Here is a 25,452-nt window from a genome sequence, read left to right on the forward strand (position 1 = left end):
AGATCAAGAGCGATCAGAAGAGGGCAAGGTCACAGCCCTTGATGGCACCGCGTGCCATGGGTTGCGCCCTAGCATCGGGGCATGACGGTCCTGCCTGACGACGGGCTTTCCCTGGCCGCCGAGTTCCCTGATGCGACCCATGAGCAGTGGCAGCGCCTTGTGGAAGGCGTGCTGCGCAAGTCGGGTAAGGACGTATCGGGCACGGCCGCCGAGCAAGCACTGTCCACCGCTCTTGAGGACGGGCTCACCACCCGCCCCTTGTACACCTCCCGTGACGCCGCGCCCGCTGTCGGCCACCCCGGATTCGCCCCCTTTGTACGGGGCGCCACACCCGGCGGCAACGCCGCCACGGGCTGGGACGTGCGGCAGCGCCACGCGAGCACCGATCCCGCTCGTGCGAACGAAGCCGTGCTCGGTGACCTGGAGAACGGCGTCACCTCGCTGTGGCTCGGCGTCGGCGCCCACGGCGTACCGGTCTCCGGGCTCACGCGGGCCCTGGACGGCGTCTTTCTGGACCTCGCCCCGGTAGCGCTCGACGCCGGCGCGGAATTCGGCCCGGCGGCGCGTGAGTTGCTCCATCTGTACGAGGTGGCGGGCGTCCCCAAGGAGTCGGCGCGCGGCACCCTCGGCGCGGACTGGCTGGGTCACGAGGCCTGCTCGGGTGAGGAGCTGGACCCGGCGGAGGCCGTCGAGCTGGCCCGGCTGTGCGGGCGGGAGTACCCGGGGCTGCGGGCCCTCGCCGTGGACGCGCTGCCGTACCACGAGGCGGGCGGTTCGGCCGCGCAGGAGCTGGGCGCCTCGCTCGCCACGGGCGTCGCCTACCTGCGGGAGCTGACGGCGGCCGGGCTGTCGGTCGAGGAAGCCTGCGCGCAGCTGGAGTTCCGCTACGCGACGACCGCCGACCAGTTCCTGACCATCGCCAAGCTCCGCGCGGCGCGCCGCCTCTGGGCGCGCGTGGCGGAGGTGTGCGGGGCGGGTGCCGCCGGTGCGCAGCGACAGCACGCGGTGACCTCGCCGGTGATGATGACGCGGCGCGATCCGTGGGTGAACATGCTGCGCACGACGGTGGCTTGTCTGGGCGCGGGGGTCGGCGGCGCCGACGCCGTCACCGTACTGCCGTTCGATCACTCGCTGGGTCTGCCGGACGCCTTCGCGCGCCGCATCGCCCGCAACACCTCCACGATCCTGATCGAGGAGTCGCATCTGGCGCGGGTGATTGACCCCGCGGGCGGCTCGTGGTACGTCGAGCGGCTGACGGACGAACTGGCGCACGCCGCCTGGGGCTTCTTCCAGGAGATCGAGCGCGCGGGCGGCCAGGCGGCGGCCCTGCGTTCCGGGATGATCCGCGAGCGCCTGGCCGCCACCTGGGCCGCGCGCGCCAAGAAGCTCGCCGAGCGGCGCGAACCGATCACGGGCGTCAGCGAGTTCCCCCACCTGGCGGAGCGGCCCGTGGAGCGCGAGCCCGCCCCCGCCGTGCCGTCCGGTGGCCTGCCGCGGGTGCGCCGCGACGAGGCGTACGAAGAGCTGCGCGCCCGTTCGGACGCCCACCTGGCGTCGACCGGCGCGCGCCCCAAGGTGTTCCTCGCCGGGCTCGGCCCGGCCGCGGCGCACACCGCGCGGGCCGCCTTCGCCGCCAACCTCTTCCAGGCGGGTGGCATCGAGGCCGTGCACGAACCGGTGACGGTGGACGCGGCTTCGGCCGCCGACGCCTTCAAGGCCAGTGGTGCGACGGTGGCGTGTCTGTGCTCCAGCGACGCGCTCTACGCCGAGCAGGCCGAAGCAGTCGCCCAGGCGCTCAAGTCGGCGGGCGCGCAGCGGGTGTTCCTCGCGGGGCGCGGTGCCTACGACGGCGTCGACGCGTACGTCTTCGCCGGCTGTGACGCCGTGGCCGTGCTCTCCTCCACCCTCGACCGTATGGGAGTGGCGTAATGCGCATCCCCGATTTCTCCTCCGTCGACCTGGGCCCCGGCGCGGACGCGGAGGGCTCGCACGAGCAGTGGCGCGCCGCGGTGAAGGAGTCCACGGGCCGCTCCGAGAGCGACCTGTTGTGGGAGACCCCCGAGGGCATCGGCGTCAAGCCGCTGTACACGGGCGCCGACCTGGAGGGCCTGGACTTCCTCGGGACGTACCCCGGTGTGGCCCCGTATCTGCGCGGCCCCTACCCGACGATGTACGTGAACCAGCCCTGGACGATCCGGCAGTACGCGGGTTTCTCCACCGCCGAGGAGTCCAACGCGTTCTACCGCCGCAATCTCGCGGCCGGGCAGAAGGGCCTGTCGGTCGCGTTCGACCTGCCGACGCACCGGGGTTACGACAGCGACCACCCGCGCGTGACCGGCGATGTCGGCATGGCGGGCGTGGCGATCGACTCCATTTATGACATGCGTCAGCTCTTCGACGGCATTCCGCTGGACAAGATGACCGTGTCGATGACGATGAACGGCGCCGTGCTTCCCGTACTGGCGCTGTACATCGTGGCGGCCGAGGAACAGGGCGTACCGCCCGAGAAGCTCGCCGGGACCATTCAGAACGACATTCTCAAAGAGTTCATGGTCCGCAACACCTACATTTATCCGCCGAAGCCCTCGATGCGGATCATCTCCGACATCTTCGCGTACACCTCGCAGAAGATGCCGCGCTACAACTCCATCTCCATCTCCGGCTACCACATCCAGGAGGCGGGTGCGACGGCCGATCTGGAGCTGGCGTACACGCTCGCCGACGGCGTGGAGTATCTGCGGGCCGGGCAGGAGGCGGGTCTGGACGTGGACGCGTTCGCGCCCCGGCTGTCGTTCTTCTGGGCGATCGGCATGAACTTCTTCATGGAGGTCGCCAAGCTCCGCGCGGCGCGCCTGCTGTGGGCGAAGCTCGTCAAGCAGTTCGACCCGAAGAACGCCAAGTCGCTCTCCCTGCGCACCCATTCGCAGACGTCGGGCTGGTCGCTGACCGCGCAGGACGTCTTCAACAACGTCACGCGGACGTGTGTCGAGGCGATGGCGGCGACGCAGGGCCACACCCAGTCGCTGCACACCAACGCCCTCGACGAGGCGCTCGCCCTGCCCACCGACTTCTCCGCGCGCATCGCCCGCAACACCCAGTTGCTCATCCAGCAGGAGTCGGGGACGACGCGGACGATCGACCCGTGGGGCGGCAGCGCGTACGTCGAGAAGCTGACGTACGACCTGGCGCGCCGCGCCTGGCAGCACATCGAGGAGGTCGAGGCGGCGGGCGGCATGGCGCAGGCCATCGACGCCGGCATCCCCAAGCTGCGCGTGGAGGAGGCCGCCGCGCGCACCCAGGCGCGGATCGATTCGGGGCGCCAGCCCGTCATCGGCGTCAACAAGTACCGCGTGGACACCGACGAGCAGATCGACGTCCTGAAGGTCGACAACTCCTCGGTGCGCGCGCAGCAGATCGAGAAGCTGCGGCGCCTGCGCGAGGAGCGCGACGACGCCGCCTGCCGGGACGCGCTGCGCGCCCTCACGGCGGCGGCCGAGCGCGGGCCCGGCCAGGGCCTGGAGGGCAATCTGCTCGCGCTCGCCGTCGACGCCGCCCGCGCGAAGGCCACGGTCGGTGAGATCTCCGACGCGTTGGAGAGCGTGTACGGGCGGCACGCGGGACAGATCCGTACGATCTCCGGTGTGTACCGCACCGAAGCAGGCCAGTCCCCGAGCGTGGAGCGCACGCGCGCGCTGGTGGACGCGTTCGACGAGGCCGAGGGGCGCCGCCCCCGCATCCTGGTGGCGAAGATGGGCCAGGACGGCCACGACCGCGGCCAGAAGGTGATCGCGAGCGCCTTCGCCGACCTGGGCTTCGACGTCGACGTCGGCCCGCTCTTCCAGACCCCGGCGGAGGTCGCCCGCCAGGCCGTCGAGGCCGACGTGCACATCGTGGGCGTCTCCTCGCTGGCCGCCGGGCACCTGACCCTCGTACCGGCGCTGCGCGAGGAGCTGGCCGCCGAGGGGCGCGACGACATCATGATCGTCGTGGGCGGGGTGATCCCCCCGCAGGACGTCGAGGCGCTGCACGAGGCGGGCGCCACGGCGGTGTTCCCGCCCGGCACGGTGATCCCGGACGCGGCACACGACCTGGTGAAGCGTCTGGCGGCCGACCTCGGCCACGACCTGTGAGCCGGTGAGCGCCGACCCATGCCTGTGACGATCGACATCGGTACGTATGTGAAGGGCGTCCTCGACGGGAAGCGCGCGTACGTCGCGCGGGCCATCACCCTCGTCGAGTCGACGCGGGCCCAGCACCGGGTGCTCGCGCAGCAGTTGCTGACCGAGCTGCTCCCGCACAGCGGGCGGGCGCGGCGGATCGGCATCAGCGGGGTGCCGGGCGTGGGCAAGTCGACGTTCATCGACGCGCTCGGCTCGATGCTCACCTCGCTCGGCCACCGTGTCGCGGTGCTCGCCGTCGACCCGTCGTCGACGCGCACGGGCGGCTCCATCCTGGGTGACAAGACCCGGATGGAGCGGCTTTCGCAGGACCCCGCCGCGTTCGTCCGTCCGTCCCCCTCCGCGGGGACGCTCGGCGGGGTCGCCAAGGCGACGCGGGAGTCGATCGTGGTGATGGAGGCCGCGGGGTACGACGTGGTCCTGGTGGAGACCGTGGGTGTCGGCCAGTCGGAGACGGCGGTCGCGAACATGGTCGACACGTTCCTGCTGCTGACCCTCGCCCGGACGGGCGATCAGCTCCAGGGCATCAAGAAGGGCGTCCTGGAGCTGGCCGACGTGATCGCCGTGAACAAGGCGGACGGCCCGCACGAGCGGGACGCCCGCTCGGCGGCGCGGGAACTGGCCGGCGCGCTGCGGCTGATGCACCCGGCCGACGCCGCGTGGACGCCTCCGGTGCTCACGTGCAGCGCCCGCGAGTCCAGCGGCCTGGACACGCTCTGGGAGCGGCTCGAACAGCACCGTACGCTGCTCGACTCGACGGGCCGCCTCGCCGCCAAGCGCCGCGACCAGCAGGTCGACTGGACGTGGTCGATGGTGCGGGACGAACTCCTCGGCAGACTGCGCGGCCACGCCGACGTGCAGCGGGTGACGCCGGACCTCGAACAGCGCGTGCGCGAGGGTACGTTGACCGCCACCTCGGCCGCCGAGCAGATCCTGGACGCCTTCCAGGGCCGGCGCCCCCACGGAACGGAGCCATCCGCACCATGAACGCCGCCCCCGACAACGCCGGCTCCGGCGACCCCGCCTCCGGCAACGCGCCCGTCCTGCTCCGCCACGAGGGCCGCGCCGGACACCTCGTCCTGAACCGGCCGCGGGCCATCAACGCCCTCAACCACCCCATGGTCCGGTTCATGGAAGAGGCCCTCGACGCCTGGGAGGACGACGCGTCGGTGGCGACGGTGGTCCTCACCGGCGCGGGCGAGCGGGGGCTGTGCGCGGGCGGCGACATCCGCTCCATCCACGACGACGTCAGAGCGGGCGGCCGGACGGCGTCGGCCGCCTTCTGGCACGACGAGTACCGCCTCAACGCCCGGATCGCGCGCTACCCGAAGCCGTACGTCGCCGTCATGGACGGCATCGTGATGGGCGGCGGCGTGGGCGTGTCGGCGCACGGCAGCGTACGGGTGGTCACCGAGCGCTCCCGGGTCGCGATGCCGGAGACCGGCATCGGGTTCGTGCCCGACGTGGGCGGCACCTATCTGCTGACGCGCACACCGGGCGAGCTGGGCACCCATCTGGCGCTGACCGGCGCGGCGGTGGGAGCGGGCGACGCGGTGCTGTGCGGCCTCGCCGACCACTACGTGCCCTCGGAGCGCCTCACGGAGTTCACCGCCGCTCTCGCTGACCGCGAGGCGTCCGAAGCCATACGGCAGTACGCCGAAGCGGTTCCGGAGGGCGAGCTCGCCGGGCGCCGCGAGTGGATCGACCACTGCTACGCCGCGGACTCCGTCGAGGAGATCGTCGCCCGGCTGTACGCCGTCGGTGACCGGCACGCGAAGGAGGCCGCCGAGACACTCCTGACGAAGTCCCCGACCTCCCTGAAGGTCACCCTCGCCGCACTGCGCCGCGCCCGCGAACTGCCGTCCCTGGAGGCCGTCCTCGATCAGGAGTACCGCGTGTCCTGTGCGGCGCTCGGCTCGCCCGACCTCCCCGAGGGCATCAGGGCGCAGGTCGTCGACAAGGACCGCAGGCCGCGCTGGTCGCCCGCGCGGCTGGAGCAGGTGACGGAGGCGGACGTGGCCCGCTTCTTCGAGGAGGCCGACGCGGAGGCTCCGGGCCGGGGCTGAGGGGCCGTCCGCTCGTCCGCTGGGCGCGCCTCAGGGCGGGTCGATCTCCGTGACCACGGCGAGGAGCTGGAAGGGCAGCTCCTTGTCCCACTGCGCGACGCCGAGGGCTATCCACCGGCCGTCCACGTGCCACAGATGCAGGTCCGGCACGGAGGAACTCAGCTGCGCCCACGGCTCCGGTATCTCCTCGGCCTCGCCCTCGTCGACGGCTCCCAGGGCGGCGTCCATCGTGCGCTCGAAGAGGCTCGCCAGGCTGAACCTCTGGGGCGGCCCCCATCGGTCGCCGAGCAGGACCGTCAGACCATCGCGCTCCGCCTCGTACTGCTCCTCGACGATGTCCCGCCGAGAGCCGTCGTCCTCCCAGAAGGTGTCGCTCGTCAGTAACTCGGCGATGTGATACCCGGGGCCTTCGGAGCCGCACTCCGACCTGCCGTGCTCCGCCGGGAACTCCCGGGAGCGCAGCAGGTCGATCACGGCGAGATGCTGTGCGGTACTCATGACGTCCAGTAAAGCGGGCCCCACTGACAACCGGTCATGCCCTGCGGCCCGCGACGCTTTTCCGGTGTCCGTGCGGCGCGGCTCACCTGGCACGATGGCGCCATGCCGGGCTTCCTGAGACCTCTGACGCGCGCGGTCACCTATACGCGGTGGCTGCACCTCCTCATGGGCTCGGCGGCCGCCTGGAGTTGTGCCGCCATCTACCCCGGGCTCTCCCGGCCCGCGTTCGGTGACTGGGTCCTCCTGCCGCTGCTGCCGGTCCCCTTGGTGGTGGCGGCCGCCATGGTGCCCGCGATGCGGCGTGCCGAAGGGCTGCAGGCACGGATGATGCTGTTCCCCGGTGCGCACACGCGCGTGGCGGACGGCGGCGCGGAGGACCCCGGCATCTCCGTGGCCCCGTCCGCCTCCTGGCGTGACCGCGGCAGGACCGCCGTATGGCTCGTCCTGCGTCTTGAGGCCGGCTGTGCCATGTCTCTGGCCACGGTGCATCTGTTCGGGCTCGCACTGGCCATGTTCGGCACCACCGAGGCGGCCCCGTGGGACGACGGGCCGGTCCGCCGCGTGGCCGCCCTGGGCTGGGCCGGCGCGCCCTTGAGTCTCCTGCCCGTGGCGGTGGAACTCGTCCTCATCGTGGTGGGCGGCCGGTTGATGGCCCGGGCGGCCCGCCGCCTTCTCGGCCCCTCCCCCGCCGAGCGCCTCGCCGCGCTGGAGGAGCGCACCGAGCAGCTCCTCGAACGCAACCGCATCGCACGCGAGTTGCACGACTCCATCGGGCACGCGCTGACCGTCGCGGTCGTCCAGGCCGGCGCGGCCAAGGCCGCGGGCGACCCGGAGTTCACCGACCGTGCCCTGGACGCCGTCGTGGAGACGGGCCGGGCCGCGCTGGAGGACCTCGAACGTGTCCTGCGCGTCCTGCGGGAGGACGGGCGCCCCGCGAGCGGCCGCCCCACCCTCACGGACGCCGAACGTCTCCTGGACTCGGCGCGCGCCTCGGGAGCGACGGTGGACGTGGAGGTCGCGGGCCCCTTGGAGCGGTTGCCCGGGCCCGTGTCCCGGGAGGGCTACCGCATGCTCCAGGAGGCACTGACGAACGTACTGCGTCACTGCGGTCCGGTTCCGGTACGGCTGGGGATCACTGTCGACGAGGCGCGGCTGGTGATGGACGTACGCAACGCGCTGAGCGGCGTGAAGGATGCCACCGCGGGCGGTGGCAGCGGACTGCGCGGCATCCGGGAGCGGGCAGCACTGCTCGGCGGGCGGGCCACCACGGGGCCGTACGAGGGTGAGTGGCGGGTGCGTGTCGAGCTTCCGCTGGGGTGATCGACGCCCGGCGGCCGGCGCCGGGGTCTGGGCCCGTCCCGTCGGGAGGGCGGCTGTGCGCAGGGCGAATGCGGGCCCGGCACTCGCCGCTGCCCGGTCCTACGAGTACGATCCGGCCATCACGCGCACGAGCTGGGAGGACGGACGTTGGGGCAGCTGACCGGCGGGGACCCCTCTCTGTTGCGGCGGATCAACTCCGCGGTGGTGCTGCACGCGCTGCGCGCCGCGGACTTGGCCACGCTCACGGAGATCACCCGGGCGACCGGCCTCTCGCGGCCCACCGTCGAGGGGGTCGTCGAGGGGCTCATCGAGGCCGGGCTCGTGGTGGAGTCCGCGGCCGAGGACAGCGGCGCCCGGCGCCAGGGGCGGCCTGCCCGGAAGTTCCGCTTCCGGGCGGAGGCGGGCCACTTGCTGGGCCTTGAGGTCGGACCGCACCGGGTGGCGGCCGTCCTGTCGGACCTGGACGGCACCCTGCTCGGGACGGCCGCGAAGGACGTCGGCGAGGACGCTCCCGCGGACGAGCGGCTCGAACGCCTGCGCACCACGGTCGCCGAGCTGCTGCGCCGGGCGGGGATAGCCCGCAGTTCGCTGCGGGCCGTCGGCGTGGGCAGCCCCGGCATCCTGGAGGCGGACGGCACGGTGCGGTTGAGCACGGCGCTGCCGGAGTGGACGGGGCTCCAGCTCGGCGAGCGACTGCGCCGCTCCTTCAAGTGCCCGGTCCTCGTGGAGAACGACGCCAACGCGGCGGCCGTCGCCGAGCACTGGAAGGGCGCGGCGACCGACACCGACGACGTGGTGTTCGTCCTCGCGGGGCTGAGCCCGGGGGCCGGGTCGCTGATCGGCGGGCGGCTGCACCGGGGTTTCGGCGGCGCGGCGGGCGAGATCGGCGCGCTGCATCTGCTGGGCCGCGAGGTCACCCCGGAGACGCTGCTCTCCACCACGGGCGAGCCGCTGCACCCACTGGACGAGCAGGCGGTCGCCCAGGTCTTCGCGGACGCCCGTGCGGGGGACGAGCAGGCGCAGGCGGCGGTGGAGCGTTTCATCCAGCGCCTGGTGCACGACGTCGCGGCCCTGGTCCTCGCCCTCGATCCCGAGCTGGTGGTGGTGGGCGGCTGGGCGGCGGGACTGGACGGCGTACTGGAACCACTGCACAGGGAGTTGGCACGCTACTGCCTGCGGCCGCCACGCGTGGCACTGTCGGTGCTCGGCGATGCCGCGGTGGCCACGGGGGCCCTGCGGCTGGCCCTCGACCATGTCGAGGAACAACTGTTCGCCGTCGAGGGCACGGTCACCGCCGGCAAGTGAGGGTGCCGGTGGCGTCGGCGGCGGTGGGGGCACGGCAGGTCAGCAACCGAGGCCGGAGAGCCACAGCCCAGCACCCGGAGCCGGGGAAGCCAAGGTCAGCAACCGGAACCGCAGAGCCGTACCCAACACCAAGAAGCCACAGCCGAGAGCCCAGGCCGGAAAGCCGTAGCCCAGCACCCGGAGCCAGGGAAGCCGAGGTCAACAACCGAGGCCGCATAGCCTCAGCCAGCAACCGGAACCGCAAAGCCACAGCTGGCACCCGCCGCCGAGAAGCCACGGCCGATGACCGCGGCCGCAGAACCACAGCCAGCAGCCGAGGCCGGGAAAGCCGAGATCAGAAGCCGGGGCCGGAAGGCCACAGCCAACACCCAAACGCCGAGAAGCCACGGCCGACGCCCAAAGCCGACAAGCCACCGCCAGGTGACCAAGGCCGGAAAGCCGGGTCAGGAAGCGCGGCGCTCCGGGCCATGGTGGATTTCGACGTTGCCCGAGTCACCGAAGGTGAGGCGGCAGGTGTCGGCGCGATACGTCGCCACCGAGACCGCTGCCGTGCGGCCCTCTGCCAAGAAGCGGGTCGTCACGACGAGCACCGGTGCTCCGGGGAGCCGGTCGAGCGCCTTGGCGTCGTCCGCGCGGGCCGAGCCGAGTTCGACGGCCCGGTCCTGCCCTTCGAGGTCGTGCCGGGCCAGTTCGCGCAGGACGACACGCGCGCGTGCGGCTCCGGAGGGTGCGTCCATGCCGGTCAGTTCGGCGACCGACGACATGGGGACGTACAGCAGCTCGGCGGCGACGGGCTGGCCCTGCGAGACGCGGGTGCGCCGCACCACGTGGACCTGCTCGTCGGGACGGACACCCAGCATGCGTGCGACAGCTGCCGGCGCGGTTGCGGGCGCGCAGTCCGCGGGCTGCCAGGCGTCACCGGCCGCGCCCGGCCAGGTGCCCTGCGCGGAGCCGACGGGGACGCCCATGCGCGGCGGTGCGACGGTCGTACCGACACCGCGGCGGCGCTGCAGCCTGCCTTCGAGTTCGAGCTGTTCGAGTGCCTGGCGGAGCGTGGCGCGGGCGACTCCGAAGCGGGCGGCCAGCTCACGCTCGTTCGGCAGGATCTCCCCGACCGCGAACTCGGAGTCGAGTGCCTCGGTGAGCACGGTCTTCAGATGCCAGTACTTCGGCTCCGGCACCGTTTCGAGCTGCGTGGTCCCCACCCTGTCCTCCGCAATCGCCGTTGACCGGCGGCTTTTAGCGCCCTTGTTTATTAAAGGTTCCTGCACTATCCCTGCGACCATAGGCCTGCACCCACCCTTGGTCAAGACCAATCCTCGATCCGTTACAGCCCGCACAGGAGTGATGCCACAGAGCATTCACACGGAGTTCGCGCGGGGCCAAGCGGGCGTAATCGGCCACGCGCGTGTGCGTAACGTGGCGGCATTCCATGGAAAGAAGCCCCCACCGCCGGGTGGGGGCTTCTTTCCATGGAATCGGGCGGTTCTGGTCGACTTCTCCGCGCCGCCCTACGGGGCGAGCCCCACGAGCTTGTCCGGATTGCGGATGATGTAAATGCGCTGGATCCGCCCCTCGACGACGTCCATCTGGAAGACGCTGTCGGGCTTGCCGTCGACCAGGAGGAGCAGCGACTCCGCGCCGTTGAGTTCGACGAAGTGGAAGTGCAGCTCGGCCCCGGGGGCAGCCACCCCCTTGGTGGCGACGCCGTGCAGGAAGCGGCCCACCTTGTCGGCGGTCTCGATGACCCGCAGCGGGGCCTTGGCCTTGCCGCCGCTGTCGCCGACGAGCCGGACGTCCGGGGCCAGCAGCGACATCAGCCCGTCGAGGTCGCCCTCCGACGCCGCGGCGAGGAACCGCTCGGTCAGGTCGCGGCGCTCGGCGGGGTCCACCTCGTAGCGCGGGCGGCCCGCCTCGACGTGCTTGCGGGCCCGCCCGGCGAGCTGGCGCACCGCGGCCTCGCTGCGGTCCAGGGTGACCGCGATCTCGGCGAACGGGAAGCCGAACGCCTCCCGCAGCACGAACACCGCCCGCTCCAGTGGCGAGAGGGACTCCAGGACGACGAGGACCGCCAGGGAGACCGACTCGGCGAGCACGGCCCGCTCGGCGGTGTCGGGCACCGTGGGGCCGAAGTCGGTGACGTAGGGCTCGGGGAGCCAGGGCCCCACGTACGCCTCGCGCCGGGACTGCACATGGCGCAGCCGGTCGATGGCGAGGCGGGTGGTGACGCGCACCAAGTAGGCGCGCGGTTCGCGCACTTGGTCGTGGTCGGCGGCGGACCAGCGGAGCCAGGCGTCCTGGACGACGTCCTCCGCGTCGGCCACCCGGCCGAGCATGCGGTAGGCGACGCCCATCAGGACGGGGCGGTGCTCTTCGAAGACATCGATCGCGCTCTCGGTGGCCACCCTCCCATCCCAGCTCACGACGCACCCTCTGTCCAGCGGAAATGGGTGCGGCGCGCAGCACATCGACGGCCGCCGCCTGCCGCGGCATCAAGGAGGGACGGTCCGCCTCTTGAACTGGCGCTCACCGAACGGTAATTGTTGCTGACAAGATGTCTAACGTATCCGAGGAACCGTCGCCCCGCGGCGGGGACAGGAGCAGCCATGGCCGCAGAGGTGTCCTTCAGCATCGCGTCGCCCGGCGGCCCGCACACCGTGACGATCGCCTACGAACGGACAGGTGCCGGCGAGCCCTTGCTCCTCCTGCACGGCATCGGCCACCACCGGCAGGCCTGGGACCCGGTGCTGCAGATCCTCGCCGCCGAGCACGACGTGATAGCGGTGGACCTGCCCGGCTTCGGCGCGTCACCCGCGCTGCCGGACGGAATGGCGTACCACCTCTCGACGGTCGTCCAGGCGCTCGGCGGGTTGTGCGAGGCGCTGGAGATCGAGCGCCCCCATGTCGCGGGCAACTCCCTGGGCGGGCTCCTCGCCCTGGAGCTGGGCCGCGAGAAGCTCGTGCGGTCCGTCACCGCGCTCTCGCCCGGCGGCTTCTGGTCGGCGCCCGAGCGCAGATACGCCTTCGGCACGCTCCTCGCGATGCGGCGGGGCGCCCAGCTGCTCCCGCCGCCGGTGATAGAGCGGCTGTCCACCAGCGCGGCCGGGCGCACGGCGCTCACCAGCACCATCTACGCCCGGCCGTGGCGCCGTTCACCGGAGGCGGTCGTCGCCGAGACGCTCGCGCTGCGCCACGCCACGGGCTTCGTCGCCACGCTGACGGCCGGGCGCGACGTCCTCTTCCGCGACGACGTGAAGGGCCTGCCGGTGACCGTCGCTTGGGGCACCCGGGACCGGCTGCTCCTGCGCCGCCAGGGCGTCCGCGCCAAGCACACCATCCCCGGCGCGCGCCTCGTGCGGCTCCCGGGCTGCGGTCACGTCCCGATGAACGACGACCCGGCGCTGGTCGCCCGCGTCATCCTCGACACCTGCCGCTGACTGGCGCCCGCGCAGGACACCGGAGCCGAGGGCCACGCCCGCCCCCACGAGCGCGCTGCCGAGGGCCTGGGCGGCCCCGTACGCGCCCGTGCCGACCAGGGGCGCCGTGCACGCCGCCGCGACGGGGATGAGGCCGGAGAAAAGGGTGGCCCGCTCGGCGCCGATGCGCTGGAGCCCCGTGTACCAGAGCACGAAGCCGATGACCGTGACGATCACCGCCTGCCACACCAGGGCGGCGCCTTCGGTGCGGTCGGGCCACCGTACGAACGCGCTGCCGTCCACGGCGACACCGACGACGGCCGACTCCGCGGCGGCGAGCGCGCACACGGTGGCGGAGAGGAGTTTCGGGCCGAGCGGTCGCACCAGGGGAACCGCGATCACCGCGAAGCCGACCTCCCCGGCGAGCGCGCAGACGGAGAAGGCGAGACCCATGCCGTCGGTGCGCCCCCACCCCTGCACGACGAAGGCACCGCCCGCGACGAGCAGCGCCCCCTGAACCACGACACGCTGAGGAGTACGCCGTTCGAGGAGCGGCACAAGGAGGGCGACGACGACAGGGGCGCACCCTACGAAGACACCCGGTACGGCAGGTTCCGCCGACCGCTCCGCCGCCAGGACGGCCAGGTTGAAGCCGACCATCCCGACGGCCGCCAGGAGGGCGAGCCGTCCCCACTGGCGGCGCGACAGCCGCCGCAGGACGGTGGCAGAGCCTCTTCCCAGCCAGAGCAGCAGGAGCAGGCACGCCACTCCGTAGCGGACGAACTGACCACCGGCGTACGGATAGTCGCCGAGCAGGCTGTTGGCGGTGAAGGAGCCACCGACGAGGAGGCAGGCGAGGGCCGCGAGCAGCGCCCCGCGTGAGGAGTTCGCGTTCATGCCCCGACGCTAGGAAGCGGAGCGGCCCCCCTTAAGGTCCACTTCCAGGTCTGGTTCGGGGACCACTTCCCCTCCCCCTCCTCCGAGGAGAAACCTGTGGGACAGCCCTCCAAGGAGAAACCTGTGGGACAGCGCCCTGTGGACGGCCCGCGCGGGCACGCGGCCTGGGAGTTGCTGCTCCCGGCGGCCGCCGCCCCGGCGCGCAGCCGGGGCCGCAGCCTGCGGTCGGCCCTGCGCGAGGCCGTCAGGTCGGGTCGCCTCGCCTCCGGCACCCGGCTGCCCTCCAGCCGTGCACTCGCCGCCGACCTGGGCGTCTCGCGCGGCCTGGTCACGGAGACGTACGAGCAGTTGACGGCCGAGGGGTACCTGCGCAGCGACCGCGGCTCGGGGACCTGGGTGGGCGGTGCGGCCCGGGCCGCCCCGCCCGTGGTGCGGGACCGCGCCCCCCGGCCCGGGCACGCGCGCGTGGACTTCCTTCCCGGTGTCCCGGACCTCTCGCTGTTCCCCCGCGCGGCCTGGTCCGCCGCCCACCGCCAGGTGCTCGCCGAACTCCCCCACCACATGCTGGGCTACCCGGACCCCCGCGGCCTGCCCCGGCTGCGTACGGTCCTCGCCGGCCTGCTGATCCGGCGCCGCGGCGTCGTCGCGGACCCGGAGCGCCTCCTGGTGTGCTCCGGTGTGGCGCAGGCGATGACGCTGCTGGCCCTTGCCCTCCGCGCGCGGGGGCATACGGCGGTCGGTGTGGAGGCCCCCGGCAGCCCCGAGCACGGGACGCTGGTCGCCGCCGCCGGGCTCACCCCGGTGGGCGTCCCCCTGGACGACGACGGCGTGGCCATAGGTGCGCTGCGGGCACGGGACGTACGCGCGGTCATCACGACGCCCGCGCACCAGTTCCCTTCGGGAATCGGCTATGCGGCGCGGCGGCGTGCCGAACTCCTCGACTGGGCGCGGTCGGTGGACGGCCTCGTCGTCGAGGACGACTACGACGGGGACTTCCGCTATGACCGCGCGCCCGTGGGCGCGCTGCAGGGGCTCGATCCGGAACACGTCGCCTACACCGGGTCGGTCAGCAAGTCGCTCGCCCCCGGGCTGCGCCTGGGCTGGCTGCTGGTGCCGGACGGGCTCGCCGAGGAGGTCGTCGAGCGCAAGCGGGTGATGGACCTCGGCAACCCGACGCTCGACCAGGCTCTCCTGGCCCGCTTCGTGGAGCGGGGTGACTACGACCGGCACCTGCGCCGCTGCCAGCGCGCCTACCGGGACCGCAGGGACGCCCTGGTGTCGGCGCTGCGCGAGCAGCTGCCGGGAGTGCGTGTCACCGGGATCGCGGCGGGTCTGCATGTCATCGCGCGGCTGCCCGGTCGCTGGGGCCCGCAGGACGTCTTCCTGGAGCGGGCCGCCGCGGCCGGGGTCGCCGTCCGGCCGCTGAGCGACTACGGCACACCGGCCGGGACCGGCGTGAGCCTGGTGCTCGGGTACGCGCATTTGCCGCCCGCCCGGATCACCGAGGGCGTCCGGCTGCTGGCCGAAGCCGTCCAGTGACGCCGGGAGCGCGGAGGCTCAGGAGTTGGACCACGCGCGCGTGGAGAGCACCAGCCGGTAGCCGTCGGGGTCCTCGACCGTGACGCCCCATTTGTTCCAGTACGGGTTGGGCGACTGGACCCGCTTGCCACCGTGCCCCTCCAGGCGGGCGATCAGCTCCTCGGGGATCTCGCCGTCGACGTACACGACGAGCAGGTCCTCTTCGGTGGGGCGCGGTTGGACCGGAGCGGCGGCCTCGTGGACGAGTTCGAGGTGCCAGGAGGCGTCCGGCCACCCGACCATCAGCAGGTCGTGCTCGCCCGGAGCGTCGCCGCCCTCGACGCGGTGGACCACCTCCAGCCCGAGTCCGCCGACCCAGAAGCGCTCGGCCGCCGCCAGGTCGCGGGAGGGGCGGGCGACGCGGATGTGGCTCTGACCGTTGACAGGCATAAGGGTCCCCCTTCGGTGCGGCACGCCGTCCGCGTGCCCTGGGCCATGAGCGTAGAGCGGAAGTGATCACGGGCCCATCGGCCGTACGTCCTGGTGCGCGGGTCCCTGGCTCTCCGCCCCGAGACCTCCGCCCCGAGACCTGCGTCCCGGGTCCCGGTCCCGGGCCCGGTGCACCGGCCCGGCCCGGCCCGGCCCGGCCCCAGGTGATCTCCGCACGCCCGTTCCCCCGCGCGCGGAGGAGTTGTTCACTTGTGGTTCGTGTGGACGCTGTGGCGCGCCCCTGGTCAGCCACCCGCACACTGGTCGCACCCGTCAACTGGAGGCGCATTCATGTCACACCGTCAGCCGAGCCCGTCCCCCCGTCGCCGCAGCGTGCTGCGCGGATCGCTGGCCGTACCGGCGGCGCTCGCCGTGCCGGCCCTGGCCGGGGCGGCTCCCGCCTTCGCCCGGTCGGGCCACCCGAAGGCCGGGTGGGGCGTGCAGGCGGGCGACGTGACCGCGCACGCGGGGCTCGTCTGGGTCCGGTCCGACCGCCCGGCCCGGATGATCGTGGAGACCTCGGCGACGGAGTCGTTCCGGAACGCCCGGCGCTGGCGCGGGCCGCTGCTCGGCCCGGGCACGGACTTCACGGGGACGACACGGCTGCGCGGGCTGCCCGCCGGTGAGCAGATCCACTACCGGGTGCTGCTCCAGGACCCCGACGACCCGCGGCGTACGGGAGAGCCGGTCGCGGGCACGTTCCGTACGACGCCCAAGGGCCGCAAGGAGGGCGTGCGCTTCCTCTGGTCGGGCGACATCGCGGGCCAGGGCTGGGGCATCAACCCCGACCGGGGCGGCTACCGCGTCTTCGAGGAGATGCGCCGCCGCGACCCCGACTTCTTCCTGTGCAGCGGCGACACCGTCTACGCGGACGGGCCGATCCAGCCCAGCGTCACGCTGCCCGACGGGTCCGTGTGGCGGAACGTCACGACGGAGGAGAAGTCCAAGGTCGCCGAGTCCCTCGCGGAGTTCCGGGGCACGTTCCGCTACAACCTGCTGGACGAGAACCTGCGGCGGTTCAACGCCCAGGTGCCCTCCCTCGTGCAGTGGGACGACCACGAGGTGCGCAACAACTGGTATCCGGGACAGATCCTGGACGACGCCCGTTACACGGAGAAGGACGTGAACGTCCTGGCGAGGCGCTCGCTGCGGGCGTTCAGCGAGTACTTCCCGATCTCCACGCTGTCGCCGGGCGACGAGGACGGCCGGCTGTACCGCGTGCTGCGCCACGGCCCGCTCCTGGACGTGTTCGTGCTGGACATGCGCTCGTACCGCAACGCCAACTCCCCGAACAGACAGTCGGACGACGCCACCGGCATCCTCGGTGCCCGGCAGCTGGCCTGGCTGAAGCGGGAACTCTCCCGTTCCCGGGCGGTGTGGAAGGTCATCGCCTCCGACATGCCGCTGGGGCTCGTCGTGCCCGACGGCAGGACGAACTTCGAGGCCGTGGCGCAGGGCGACCCCGGCGCCCCGCTGGGCCGCGAACTCCAGATCGCGGAGCTGCTGCGGCACATCAAGCACCGGAAGATCACCGGCACGCTCTGGCTGACCGCCGACGTGCACTACACCTCTGCCCAGCACTACGACCCGTCGCGGGCCGCGTTCCAGGACTTCGCGCCGTTCTGGGAGTTCGTGTCCGGGCCGCTGGCCGCGGGCGGGTTCCCGGCGACGAAGCTGGACGGGACGTTCGGACCGGAGCAGAAGTTCGTCAAGGCACCGAGCCGCGCGAACACCTCCCCGGCCGAGACCCCGCAGTACTTCGGCGAGGTCGACATCGACGGGGACAGCGGCGAGCTGACCGTGCGCCTGCGGCAGGAGGGCGGCGGCGTACTGTTCACGCAGGTCCTCCAGCCGGGGCGGGTCGGCCAGTAGCGAGGGCTCACCCGGCGAAGAGGTGTACGAAAGGGCATGAAGAGGACAGATGACCTCTTAACCCATCAGACACAAGGCGTTCGTGATCACGCAACACCGGTCCCGCACAGTGGCCGTATGCGAGCTGAGATGTCTGACGTGACACGGACCAAGCACGGCCGCCCCGTCCACCACTGGCGGCGCGACGTGGTCGAGTTGGCCGCCCTGTTCACCGCCGTCGCGGTGGCGGACGCGGTGGCGAACACGATCGGGCACGGCCCCGGCGGCCCCACCCTCCTCGTGATCTCGGCCGTGGTGCTGGTCGCCACGGCCGGGTTCCACATCTGGTGGGCACGGCGCCACAACCACGCCCCGCCGCCGGCGCACGATACCGGCCCCCGGCCGCCCGCCGCCGCGGAGCGGGGCGGGACCTCCGCCGCGGGGGCGACGACGCTGTGGCGGATGCGGACGACCGTACGGGACGAGCCGGGCTCACTGGCGGCGCTGTGCGTGGCGCTCGCCGACCGGGGGGTGGACATCCTGAGCCTCCAGGCGCACCCCCTGGCCGAGGGCACCGTCGACGAGTTCCTGCTCCGCGTCCCCGAGTCGCTGCCCGCCGCCGAGCTGACCCGCTCGATCGCCGGGGCGGGCGGCACCGGCACCTGGCTCGAACGCGCCGACGCCCACGACCTGGTGGACGCCCCCACCCGCATCCTGGGCCTGGCCACCCGCACCGCGCTCGACGCCGCCGAACTGCCGCTGGCATTGCGGCAGCTCCTGGGCCGCTGCACCATCCGGTCGCTGCCCGCCGCCTCCCGGTCGGTGCCGCGGCGGGACGAGACCACACCCGCTGCCGAGGACATGGTGCCGGTCGACGGCGTACTCGACGGCACCGTGCTGCGCCTGAGGGGCCCCGACGGTGAGGTGATCACCGTGGAGCGGCCCTACCTGCCGTTCACACCCACGGAGTTCGCCCGCGCGCGGGCGCTCGTGGAGCTGGACACGCGGCTCGGTCCGCGCGTCCCGCGCAGCCAGGACGTGCTGACGCTGCCCGAGGGCAACTCCATCACCCTGCGCCGCGCCGACACGGCCGACCTCGACGCGGCCAAGGCCATGCACGACCGCTGCTCCCGGCGCACCCTGAGCATGCGCTACCACGGCCCCGTACGGGACGCCGACCGCTACCTGGGACATCTGCTCAGCCCCCGGTTCGGCCGCACCCTCGCGGTGCAGACGGCTTCCGGCCGCATCGTCGGCATCGGCCATCTGCTCTGGGACGGCGACGAGACCGAGATCGCGCTGCTCGTCGAGGACGAGTGGCAGCGGCGCGGCATCGGCGGCCAACTGCTCGGCCGTCTCGTCACGATGGCCGTGGAGGCGGGCTGCGAGAGCGTGTACGCGGTGACGCAGGCCTCCAACACCGGCATGGTCGCGGCCATGCGCGGCCTGGGCCTGCCGCTCGACTACCAGATCGAGGAGGGCACGCTGGTGATCACGGCCCGCCTCGACGCGACGACCGTCAGCGCACCGTCGCGCGAGGGCCACACCGAACGGCAGCAGCGGGCGGAGCGCTGACCGGGCCGAGCGCCCGGTCCAGGTCGCGCCAGAGGTCCTCGACGTCCTCCAGTCCGCACGACATCCGCAGCAGGCGGTCGCTGACTCCGGACGCGTGCCGGTCCGCGACGTCCACGACGCGATGGCTGATGGACGCCGGGTGCTGGATGAGGGTGTCGACGCTGCCGAGACTGACCGCCGGGGTGATCAGCCGCACCCCGGCGGTCACCTCGTGCGGGTCGCCGCGGACCTCGAAGGCGACCATGGCGCCGCCGAGCCGCGGGTAGTGGACGCGCGCCACGCGGGGGTCCTGTGCGAGGCGCCGTGCCAGCTCCGCCGCGTTCGCCGACGCCGCCCGCACCCGGACCGGCAGCGTGGCGAGGCCGCGCAGCAGCAGATAGCCGGCCAGGGGGTGCAGCACCCCGCCGGTGGCGAACCGCACCTGGCGCAGCGCCCGGGCGAACTCCTCGTCGCACGCCACCACTCCGCCGAGGACGTCGCCGTGCCCGCCCAGGTACTTCGTGGCGCTGTGCAGCACGAGGCGCGCCCCGCTCTCCACCGGCCGCTGGAGGACGGGCGTGGCGAAGGTGTTGTCGGCGAGCAGCGGCACCTCGCCGCAGGAGTGGGCGACCGCCGGCAAGTCGAGTTCGGCGAGGGTCGGGTTGGCCGGTGACTCGACCATCACCAGGCCGGTGTCGGGGCGGATGGCGTCGGCGATGCCGGCCGGGTCCGCCCAGGTCACTTCGGTGCCGAGCAGGCCGGCGGTGAGCAGGTGGTCGCTGCAGCCGTAGAGCGGCCGTACGGCCACGACGTGCCGCAGGCCCGCGGCGCCGCGGACCAGCAGGACCGCGCTGAGGGCGGCCATGCCGCTGGCGAACGCGACGGCGCTCTCGGTGCCTTCGAGGCGGGCGAGGGCGGTCTCGAAGCGGCCGACGGTCGGGTTGCCGAGGCGGGCGTAGACGGGCGGCCCGTCGTCGAGGACTCCGTCGGCGGCGAAGGTGTCGATGCGGGCGGCCTCGGCCCGGGTGTCGTGGGAGGGGTACGTCGTGGAGAGGTCGATGGGGGGTGCGTGCAGGCCCAGTCCGGCCAGATCGTCCCGCCCGGCGTGGACGGCCTCCGTGGCCAGGGAGCGCGGCATCGAGGGCGGGCCGCCGGGGTGGGCGGCCTGGCGCAGCACTGTCTTCGTCGCCGTCTCCGTGGCTGTCGCCGTGACGGGCTCCGTGTTCGCGTCCATGCTCCCCAGGCTGAACAACAGCCGGGGTCATGGCGGAAAATCCCGTGCTACGTTCGCCCGATGGCCGACTCTGTCGCACTGGACCCGGTGGATCTCCACATTTTGCGCCTGTTGCAGAACGACGCCCGGACCACCTACCGCGACCTTGCGGCGCAGGTCGGTGTGGCGCCCTCGACGTGTCTCGACCGGGTGACGCGGCTGCGGCGCTCGGGGGTGATTCTCGGCCACCAGCTGCGCCTCGACCCGGCACGCCTCGGGCGCGGTCTCCAGGCGCTGCTCTCGGTCCAGGTGCGGCCGCACCGCCGCGACCTGGTCGTGCCGTTCGTGGAGCGGATTCGGGCGCTGCCCGAGGCCCTGTCCCTGTTCCACCTGACGGGCCCCGACGACTTCCTGGTGCACGTGGCGGTCGCCGGGCCCGCGGACCTCCAGCGGCTCGTCCTCGACGCGTTCACGGCGCGGCGCGAAGTGGCCCGCGTGGAGACGAGGTTGATCTTCCAGCAGTGGGAGTGCGGCCCGCTGCTGCCACCCGACGCCCCCGCCGACGTACTGCGCGACGCCGTCGGCGAATCCTGGTGACGCGCGCCCCGCGTTCGTACGAGGATGTGCGCATGTCAGCCACGAATAACCCGCGTCCGAACGCCGGCCCCCTGCCCCGCGAGGTCGCCGACGCGTACGTCGACGAACTCATCGCCCTCGATCCCATCACCGGCACCTATCTCGGCGTCAACGAGAGCAACGGCAAGCTCCCCGACACCTCGCCCGCGGGGCAGGAGGCGCTCGCCCGACTGGCACGGGCGACGCTCGCCCGGCTGGACGAGGCGGAGGCCCGGCCCGGCGCCGACAGTGAGATCGAGCGCCGCTGCGGACGGCTGCTGCGGGAGCGGCTCACCGCGGAGCTGGCCGTCCACGATGCCGGTGAAGGGCTGCGCTCGGTCGGCAATCTGCACACGATGCCGCACCAGGTGCGGGAGATCTTCACCGTGACCCCCATGGAGAGCGAGGAGGACTGGGCGGCGATCGCGGAGCGGCTGCGGGCCGTACCGACCGCGTTCGAGGGGTACCGCGCCTCGCTCGAACTGGGCCTGGAGCGCAAGCTGTTCGGGGCGCCGCGCCCCACGGCCACGTTCATCGAGCAGCTCACCGAGTGGGCGGGCCCGCAGGACGGGCGCGGCTGGTTCGAGGAGTTCGCCGCCGGGGGGCCGGACGCGCTGCGCGCCGACCTCGACACCGCGGCGCGGGCCGCCACCGCCTCGGTCGTGGCGCTGCGCGACTGGATGCGGGACGTGTACGCGCCCGCGATCGAGGGCTCCCCCGACACCGTGGGCCGTGAGCGGTACGCCCTGCTCTCCCGCCACTTCAACGGCACCGACCTGGACCTCGACGAGGCGTACGCGTACGGCTGGGCGGAGTTCCACCGGCTGCTCGCCGAGATGCGGACCGAGGCCGAGAAGATCCTGCCCGGCGCGGCCACGCCGTGGGCCGCGCTCGCCCACCTCGACGAGCACGGGACGCACATCGAGGGCGTCGAGGAGGTGCGCGTCTGGCTCCAGGAGCTGATGGACGAGGCGATCGAGGCGCTGGACGGCACGCACTTCGAACTCGCCCGGCGGGTACGGAAGGTGGAGTCCCACATCGCCCCGCCCGGCGGCGCGGCGGCCCCTTACTACACGGGCCCCTCCGAGGACTTCTCGCGCCCGGGCCGCACCTGGCTGCCGACCATGGGCGAGACCCGCTTCCCCGTCTACGACCTCGTCTCCACCTGGTACCACGAGGGCGTGCCCGGCCATCACCTCCAGCTCGCGCAGTGGGCCCATGTCGCGGAGAACCTCTCCCGCTACCAGGCGACCGTCGGCATCGTCAGCGCCAACGCGGAGGGCTGGGCGCTCTACGCCGAGCGGCTCATGGACGAACTGGGCTTCCTCACCGACCCGGAGCGCAGGCTCGGCTATCTGGACGCCCAGATGATGCGCGCGCTGCGGGTCATCGTGGACATCGGCATGCACCTGGAGCTGGAGATCCCGGCCGACTCCCCCTTCCACCCGGGCGAGCGCTGGACGCCGGATCTGGCCCAGGAGTTCTACGACGCGCACTGCAGCCGTCCGACGGATTTCGTGGTGAGCGAGATGACCCGCTACCTCACGATCCCCGGCCAGGCCATCGGCTACAAGCTGGGTGAGCGGGCCTGGCTCCTCGGCCGCGAGAACGCGCGCCGACGCCATGGTGCCGCGTTCGACGCCAAGGCGTGGCACATGGCGGCGCTGTCCCAGGGCTCGCTGGGCCTGGACGACCTGGTGGACGAACTGTCCAAGCTGTGACGGCTCGCGGGCGGTGGGGCGGGGCCTCCGCCGCACCGCCCGCGACGTATGCCTGTCGGATGGGCGGCGGCTCGCCCCGTCCTGGTACTGGGGAGTTGGGGGGCGCCCGCGTTCCGTCCCCCTGACTCCGCCTCTCCTCCCCGGCCCCCTCAGCAGCCGCACGCGTCCCCGTCGACAGGCGCCGTGAGCGCGTCCGGGGCCCGCTGCTCGCGGCCCTCCCATGTCTCGAACGCGAAGCCCTCACGCGCCCAGTACTCGAAGCCGCCCAGCATCTCCTTGACCTGGAAGCCCAGTTGGGCGAGGGCGAGGGCCGCCCGGGTCGCGCCGTTGCAGCCGGGGCCCCAGCAGTAAGTGACGACCGGCACCGACTTGTCGAGGAGCGCCTCCGCCTGCTCGGCGATGAGGGCGGTGGGCAGGTGGATGGCGCCGGGCACATGCCCTTGGTTCCAGGAGGCGGTGGAGCGGGTGTCGATCACGACGAACCCGGGGTCGCCTCCCCCGGCGAGCGCGGACGCCACGTCGGAGACGTCGGCGTGGAAGGCGAGGCTCGCCCCGAAGTACGCGACGGCCGCGGCCGGGGAGGCGGGCGGAACCCGCAGGACCGGATTCGAGGCGGCGTCGGCCACGGCGGCGGAGGCGGAGGAAGGGGCGCCGAGCTGCACGTTCGTAGTGTTCATGGCAGAAAATCTATGGCCGACGACCGGAAGTCTGAAGCAGTGATCCCCGGCATCCCTCTTGATCAGCCGGGGATTTCCCTGTTACCTCTCGGTCATGACCGGTTATTCCACGGACGCCACCGACTGGCGCATCCTCGACGTCCTCCAGCGGGAGGGCCGCGCCAGCTATGCCGAACTGGCGCGCGCCGTCTCCATGTCCCCGAGCGCCGTCACCGAGCGGGTGCGACGCCTGGAGGAGGCGGGCGTCATCCAGGGCTACGCGGCCGTGGTCGACCCGGAGCGGCTGGGCCTGCCGATCCTCGCCTTCGTACGACTGCGCTACCCGACCGGAAACTACAAGCCCTTCCACGACCTGGTGGAGGCGACACCGGAGATCCTGGAGGCGCATCACGTCACGGGCGACGACTGTTTCGTGATCAAGGTCGCCGCCCGCTCGATGAGCCACCTCGAAGAGGTCTCGGGCCGGATCGGCGCCCTGGGTTCGGTGACGACGAGTATCGTCTACTCCTCGCCTCTGCCGCGACGGCCGCTGGGCCGCTGACGGGCGGCCCGGCCGGCCGTGGCGCCCCGGTCACGGTTCCCGGGTCACGGTTTCCGGGCGACTGCCCCGTACATGGCGATGGCCCGGTCGTCGATGCCGTTCTGCTCGGGGCCGGGCCGCCACTTGTGGACCTGGGTGACGCCCGGGTTCAGCAACTCCAAGCCGTCGAAGAAGGACGTGGCGGTCGGCAAGTCACGCAAGGCCATGCGCATGCCCTGCCTCGCGTACTCCTCCGCCACTCGGCCGACCTCCTCCGGAGCGAAGTCCGCGGTGCCGATGGTCAGCGCCAGGAAGCTGCCCGACGGCAGCGGTTCTAGCAGGCGCCGCACCAGGCGCACGTCGTCCGGGGGCAGGATGAAGTGCAGGATGCCGATGATCATCAGGCCGACCGGTTCGTCCAGCTCGATCAGGGAGCGGAACTGGGGGCTCTCCAGGATGGCGTCCGGGTCGTGCATGTCGGCGTCGACGTAAGCGGTCGCGCCTTCTGGCGCGCTCTGCAGGAGGGCGCGGGCGTGGGCCAGCACGATCGGGTCGTTGTCGACGTAGACCACGCTCGACTCGGGGGCCACCTCCTGCACCACCTCGTGCAGGTTGGGCGCCGTGGGCAGTCCGGTGCCGATGTCGAGGAACTGCCGGACACCCTGCTCCTGAGCGAGGAAACGTCCGGCGCGGTGCATGAACCGCCTGTTCTCCAGCATGTGCACGGGCAGCGCCGGCCAGTGCCGGCACATGGCGTCGCCCGCCTCGATGTCGACGAGGTAGTGGTCCTTGCCGCCCAGGATGTAGTCATACACCCGCGCCGAGTGGGCAGTTGAGGTATCGATCCGATCGTCTGCGCCACGCATGGCCGCTCCGCTCTTCACCGTTGACACTGCGCCCCAGACGCTACGCCATACCGGTCCACGACCGGCCACCGCCTCAACTCGGCTTCCAGGAACGGCTCCAGGGAGCCGTCCGGCGTCCGTCCGTGGACACAGCTGCGCGAGGGGGGTGAGGGGCTTCGTCCCGTCGTAGGCCGCCGCAAGGCGCCTCTTCCCGCGACGTCTTGGCGAACAACTGGGCCAGCGGGAGGAGGGGGATCGGGTCGGTCACACCGAGGCCTTGGACGCGGTGCTCCTGCTGCAGTGCCGACAGCACGGCCAGGTCCCCCGGTGAGGGTCCCGTCCGGGGATGACGGCGCCATGCGTCCTGCAGGATGCGGCGCTCCCGATGTACGTCATCGATGCGCCGCCCTCTGTCCCGTACGTGAGGCTCTCGGCAGGTCGGCCACGGCTCGTACGCGGGCCACAGGAAGGGACCGCCGATCGAACTCTCCGTCGGCTTCGGCACTCCGGAGCGCGGATGGAGCCGCGTGCACGTCTTTCGGTAGCCGGACGGTTCGGGGAAGTGTGCCTCGACGTCCACCGGTCAGGCGGTACAACATCTCCGTCTCGCCTTCCTGACGGAATGGCGAGGACCTGAGAGGCGCTCTACGCCCCTGCGTCCGCAAAATTCAACACCGCAGCGGCACCACCATCAAATCAGTAACGTTGCAGCATGGACGCATTACCGGACTTGGCACCGCTGGAACGTGACCTCTTTCGTCGGTGCTGT

General features: G+C 72.5%; 20 protein-coding genes and 1 pseudogene. 13 read left to right on the plus strand and 8 right to left on the minus strand.

What is annotated here, in order from left to right; translation table 11 throughout:
• The first annotated feature begins 81 nt into the window (after positions 1-81).
• The 4 genes from mutA to J2N69_RS02115 are packed head-to-tail and all read left to right on the plus strand — an operon-like array spanning position 82 to position 6,244.
• Complete coding sequence (mutA, locus tag J2N69_RS02100; RefSeq protein ID WP_230899166.1) at positions 82-1,929, plus strand: methylmalonyl-CoA mutase small subunit; 1,848 nt, start codon at positions 82-84, stop codon at positions 1,927-1,929.
• Positions 1,929-4,130, plus strand: a complete 2,202-nt coding sequence (gene scpA / locus J2N69_RS02105) for a methylmalonyl-CoA mutase (RefSeq protein ID WP_230899167.1) — start codon at positions 1,929-1,931, stop codon at positions 4,128-4,130. The genes mutA and scpA overlap by 1 nt, the downstream gene beginning before the upstream one ends.
• 18 nt (positions 4,131-4,148) lie before the next feature.
• The gene (meaB, locus tag J2N69_RS02110) at positions 4,149-5,165 is read left to right on the plus strand and encodes a methylmalonyl Co-A mutase-associated GTPase MeaB (RefSeq protein WP_230899168.1); all 1,017 of its coding nucleotides are present in this window, start codon (positions 4,149-4,151) and stop codon (positions 5,163-5,165) included.
• On the plus strand, positions 5,162-6,244 hold the full coding sequence (locus J2N69_RS02115) for an enoyl-CoA hydratase/isomerase family protein (RefSeq protein ID WP_230899169.1): 1,083 nt from the start codon (positions 5,162-5,164) through the stop codon (positions 6,242-6,244). Before meaB ends, J2N69_RS02115 begins: the two co-directional genes overlap by 4 nt.
• Positions 6,245-6,274: 30 nt before the next feature.
• On the opposite strand, the gene J2N69_RS02120 is transcribed toward J2N69_RS02115, so the two are convergent.
• Positions 6,275-6,742, minus strand: coding sequence for a hypothetical protein (locus J2N69_RS02120; RefSeq protein ID WP_230899170.1), 468 nt, complete (start codon positions 6,740-6,742; stop codon positions 6,275-6,277).
• 102 nt (positions 6,743-6,844) lie between these two features.
• Between J2N69_RS02120 and J2N69_RS02125 the strand changes: the two genes are divergently transcribed.
• Both J2N69_RS02125 and J2N69_RS02130 read left to right on the plus strand, forming a co-directional pair.
• Entirely contained in the window at positions 6,845-8,062 is a 1,218-nt protein-coding gene (locus J2N69_RS02125; protein ID WP_230899171.1) for a sensor histidine kinase, read from the plus strand.
• A gap of 147 nt (positions 8,063-8,209) precedes the next feature.
• Complete coding sequence (locus tag J2N69_RS02130) at positions 8,210-9,367, plus strand: ROK family transcriptional regulator (protein WP_230899172.1); 1,158 nt, start codon at positions 8,210-8,212, stop codon at positions 9,365-9,367.
• A gap of 443 nt (positions 9,368-9,810) precedes the next feature.
• Here J2N69_RS02130 and J2N69_RS02135 read toward each other — a convergent pair whose 3' ends face one another.
• Both J2N69_RS02135 and J2N69_RS02140 read right to left on the minus strand, forming a co-directional pair.
• Positions 9,811-10,572: a GntR family transcriptional regulator gene (locus J2N69_RS02135; protein ID WP_230899173.1), complete on the minus strand. Its 762-nt coding sequence runs from the start codon at positions 10,570-10,572 to the stop codon at positions 9,811-9,813.
• Between the two features lie 306 nt (positions 10,573-10,878).
• On the minus strand, positions 10,879-11,772 hold the full coding sequence (locus J2N69_RS02140) for an RNA polymerase sigma-70 factor (protein ID WP_230899174.1): 894 nt from the start codon (positions 11,770-11,772) through the stop codon (positions 10,879-10,881).
• A gap of 201 nt (positions 11,773-11,973) precedes the next feature.
• Between J2N69_RS02140 and J2N69_RS02145 the strand changes: the two genes are divergently transcribed.
• Complete coding sequence (locus tag J2N69_RS02145; RefSeq protein ID WP_230899175.1) at positions 11,974-12,804, plus strand: alpha/beta fold hydrolase; 831 nt, start codon at positions 11,974-11,976, stop codon at positions 12,802-12,804.
• A 468-nt stretch (positions 12,805-13,272) separates the two neighbouring features.
• Here the strand turns inward: J2N69_RS02145 and J2N69_RS36810 are convergent.
• Positions 13,273-13,680: pseudogene (locus J2N69_RS36810) on the minus strand (EamA family transporter); the annotation flags it as partial.
• A 123-nt stretch (positions 13,681-13,803) separates the two neighbouring features.
• Here J2N69_RS36810 and pdxR point away from each other — a divergent pair.
• Positions 13,804-15,219, plus strand: a complete 1,416-nt coding sequence (gene pdxR / locus J2N69_RS02155) for a MocR-like pyridoxine biosynthesis transcription factor PdxR (protein ID WP_230899176.1) — start codon at positions 13,804-13,806, stop codon at positions 15,217-15,219.
• Positions 15,220-15,237: 18 nt separating this feature from the next.
• Here pdxR and J2N69_RS02160 read toward each other — a convergent pair whose 3' ends face one another.
• Positions 15,238-15,648 carry a VOC family protein gene (locus tag J2N69_RS02160; protein ID WP_230899177.1) on the minus strand — a complete coding sequence of 137 codons (411 nt, stop codon included), beginning with the start codon at positions 15,646-15,648 and terminating at the stop codon, positions 15,238-15,240.
• Positions 15,649-15,978: 330 nt separating this feature from the next.
• Here J2N69_RS02160 and J2N69_RS02165 point away from each other — a divergent pair, with 330 nt between their 5' ends.
• Both J2N69_RS02165 and J2N69_RS02170 read left to right on the plus strand, forming a co-directional pair.
• The gene (locus J2N69_RS02165) at positions 15,979-17,559 is read left to right on the plus strand and encodes an alkaline phosphatase D family protein (protein ID WP_230899178.1); all 1,581 of its coding nucleotides are present in this window, start codon (positions 15,979-15,981) and stop codon (positions 17,557-17,559) included.
• Positions 17,560-17,688: 129 nt separating this feature from the next.
• The gene (locus tag J2N69_RS02170) at positions 17,689-19,113 is read left to right on the plus strand and encodes a GNAT family N-acetyltransferase (RefSeq protein WP_230899179.1); all 1,425 of its coding nucleotides are present in this window, start codon (positions 17,689-17,691) and stop codon (positions 19,111-19,113) included.
• Here J2N69_RS02170 and J2N69_RS02175 read toward each other — a convergent pair.
• A complete protein-coding gene (locus J2N69_RS02175) occupies positions 19,058-20,230 on the minus strand; it encodes a trans-sulfuration enzyme family protein (RefSeq protein ID WP_230904538.1) in 1,173 nt (390 codons plus the stop codon). The genes J2N69_RS02170 and J2N69_RS02175 overlap by 56 nt on opposite strands.
• Before the next feature lie 156 nt (positions 20,231-20,386).
• Here J2N69_RS02175 and J2N69_RS02180 point away from each other — a divergent pair, with 156 nt between their 5' ends.
• Together J2N69_RS02180 and J2N69_RS02185 are read left to right on the plus strand one after the other, a co-directional pair.
• Positions 20,387-20,902, plus strand: a complete 516-nt coding sequence (locus J2N69_RS02180) for an Lrp/AsnC family transcriptional regulator (protein ID WP_230899180.1) — start codon at positions 20,387-20,389, stop codon at positions 20,900-20,902.
• A 32-nt stretch (positions 20,903-20,934) separates the two neighbouring features.
• Positions 20,935-22,641, plus strand: coding sequence for a DUF885 domain-containing protein (locus J2N69_RS02185; protein WP_230899181.1), 1,707 nt, complete (start codon positions 20,935-20,937; stop codon positions 22,639-22,641).
• 149 nt (positions 22,642-22,790) lie between these two features.
• Here the strand turns inward: J2N69_RS02185 and J2N69_RS02190 are convergent, their stop codons facing one another.
• A complete protein-coding gene (locus J2N69_RS02190; protein WP_408056661.1) occupies positions 22,791-23,318 on the minus strand; it encodes a rhodanese-like domain-containing protein in 528 nt (175 codons plus the stop codon).
• 94 nt (positions 23,319-23,412) lie between these two features.
• On the opposite strand from J2N69_RS02190, the gene J2N69_RS02195 reads away from it, so the two are divergent.
• Positions 23,413-23,859 (plus strand): Lrp/AsnC family transcriptional regulator, encoded by a 447-nt coding sequence (locus J2N69_RS02195; protein ID WP_230899182.1) that lies wholly within the window; start codon positions 23,413-23,415, stop codon positions 23,857-23,859.
• Positions 23,860-23,903: 44 nt separating this feature from the next.
• On the opposite strand, the gene J2N69_RS02200 is transcribed toward J2N69_RS02195, so the two are convergent.
• Positions 23,904-24,704, minus strand: coding sequence for an SAM-dependent methyltransferase (locus J2N69_RS02200; RefSeq protein WP_230899183.1), 801 nt, complete (start codon positions 24,702-24,704; stop codon positions 23,904-23,906).
• Positions 24,705-25,452: the final 748 nt, after the last annotated feature.

The organism is Streptomyces huasconensis (genome assembly GCF_021028635.1).
In the GTDB taxonomy this organism is placed as follows: domain Bacteria; phylum Actinomycetota; class Actinomycetes; order Streptomycetales; family Streptomycetaceae; genus Streptomyces; species Streptomyces huasconensis.

What these genes read in the sequence shown, in the direction of transcription:
- mutA (WP_230899166.1), top strand. Translation starts at nt 82, where the DNA reads ATGACGGTCCTGCCTGACGACGGGCTTTCCCTGGCCGCCGAGTTCCCT.
- scpA (WP_230899167.1), top strand. Translation starts at nt 1,929, where the DNA reads ATGCGCATCCCCGATTTCTCCTCCGTCGACCTGGGCCCCGGCGCGGAC.
- meaB (WP_230899168.1), top strand. Translation starts at nt 4,149, where the DNA reads ATGCCTGTGACGATCGACATCGGTACGTATGTGAAGGGCGTCCTCGAC.
- J2N69_RS02115 (WP_230899169.1), top strand. Translation starts at nt 5,162, where the DNA reads ATGAACGCCGCCCCCGACAACGCCGGCTCCGGCGACCCCGCCTCCGGC.
- J2N69_RS02120 (WP_230899170.1), bottom strand. Translation starts at nt 6,742, where the DNA reads ATGAGTACCGCACAGCATCTCGCCGTGATCGACCTGCTGCGCTCCCGG.
- J2N69_RS02125 (WP_230899171.1), top strand. Translation starts at nt 6,845, where the DNA reads ATGCCGGGCTTCCTGAGACCTCTGACGCGCGCGGTCACCTATACGCGG.
- J2N69_RS02145 (WP_230899175.1), top strand. Translation starts at nt 11,974, where the DNA reads ATGGCCGCAGAGGTGTCCTTCAGCATCGCGTCGCCCGGCGGCCCGCAC.
- J2N69_RS02160 (WP_230899177.1), bottom strand. Translation starts at nt 15,648, where the DNA reads ATGCCTGTCAACGGTCAGAGCCACATCCGCGTCGCCCGCCCCTCCCGC.
- J2N69_RS02165 (WP_230899178.1), top strand. Translation starts at nt 15,979, where the DNA reads ATGTCACACCGTCAGCCGAGCCCGTCCCCCCGTCGCCGCAGCGTGCTG.
- J2N69_RS02170 (WP_230899179.1), top strand. Translation starts at nt 17,689, where the DNA reads ATGTCTGACGTGACACGGACCAAGCACGGCCGCCCCGTCCACCACTGG.
- J2N69_RS02175 (WP_230904538.1), bottom strand. Translation starts at nt 20,230, where the DNA reads ATGCCGCGCTCCCTGGCCACGGAGGCCGTCCACGCCGGGCGGGACGAT.
- J2N69_RS02180 (WP_230899180.1), top strand. Translation starts at nt 20,387, where the DNA reads ATGGCCGACTCTGTCGCACTGGACCCGGTGGATCTCCACATTTTGCGC.
- J2N69_RS02185 (WP_230899181.1), top strand. Translation starts at nt 20,935, where the DNA reads ATGTCAGCCACGAATAACCCGCGTCCGAACGCCGGCCCCCTGCCCCGC.
- J2N69_RS02190 (WP_408056661.1), bottom strand. Translation starts at nt 23,318, where the DNA reads ATGAACACTACGAACGTGCAGCTCGGCGCCCCTTCCTCCGCCTCCGCC.
- J2N69_RS02195 (WP_230899182.1), top strand. Translation starts at nt 23,413, where the DNA reads ATGACCGGTTATTCCACGGACGCCACCGACTGGCGCATCCTCGACGTC.
- J2N69_RS02200 (WP_230899183.1), bottom strand. Translation starts at nt 24,704, where the DNA reads ATGCGTGGCGCAGACGATCGGATCGATACCTCAACTGCCCACTCGGCG.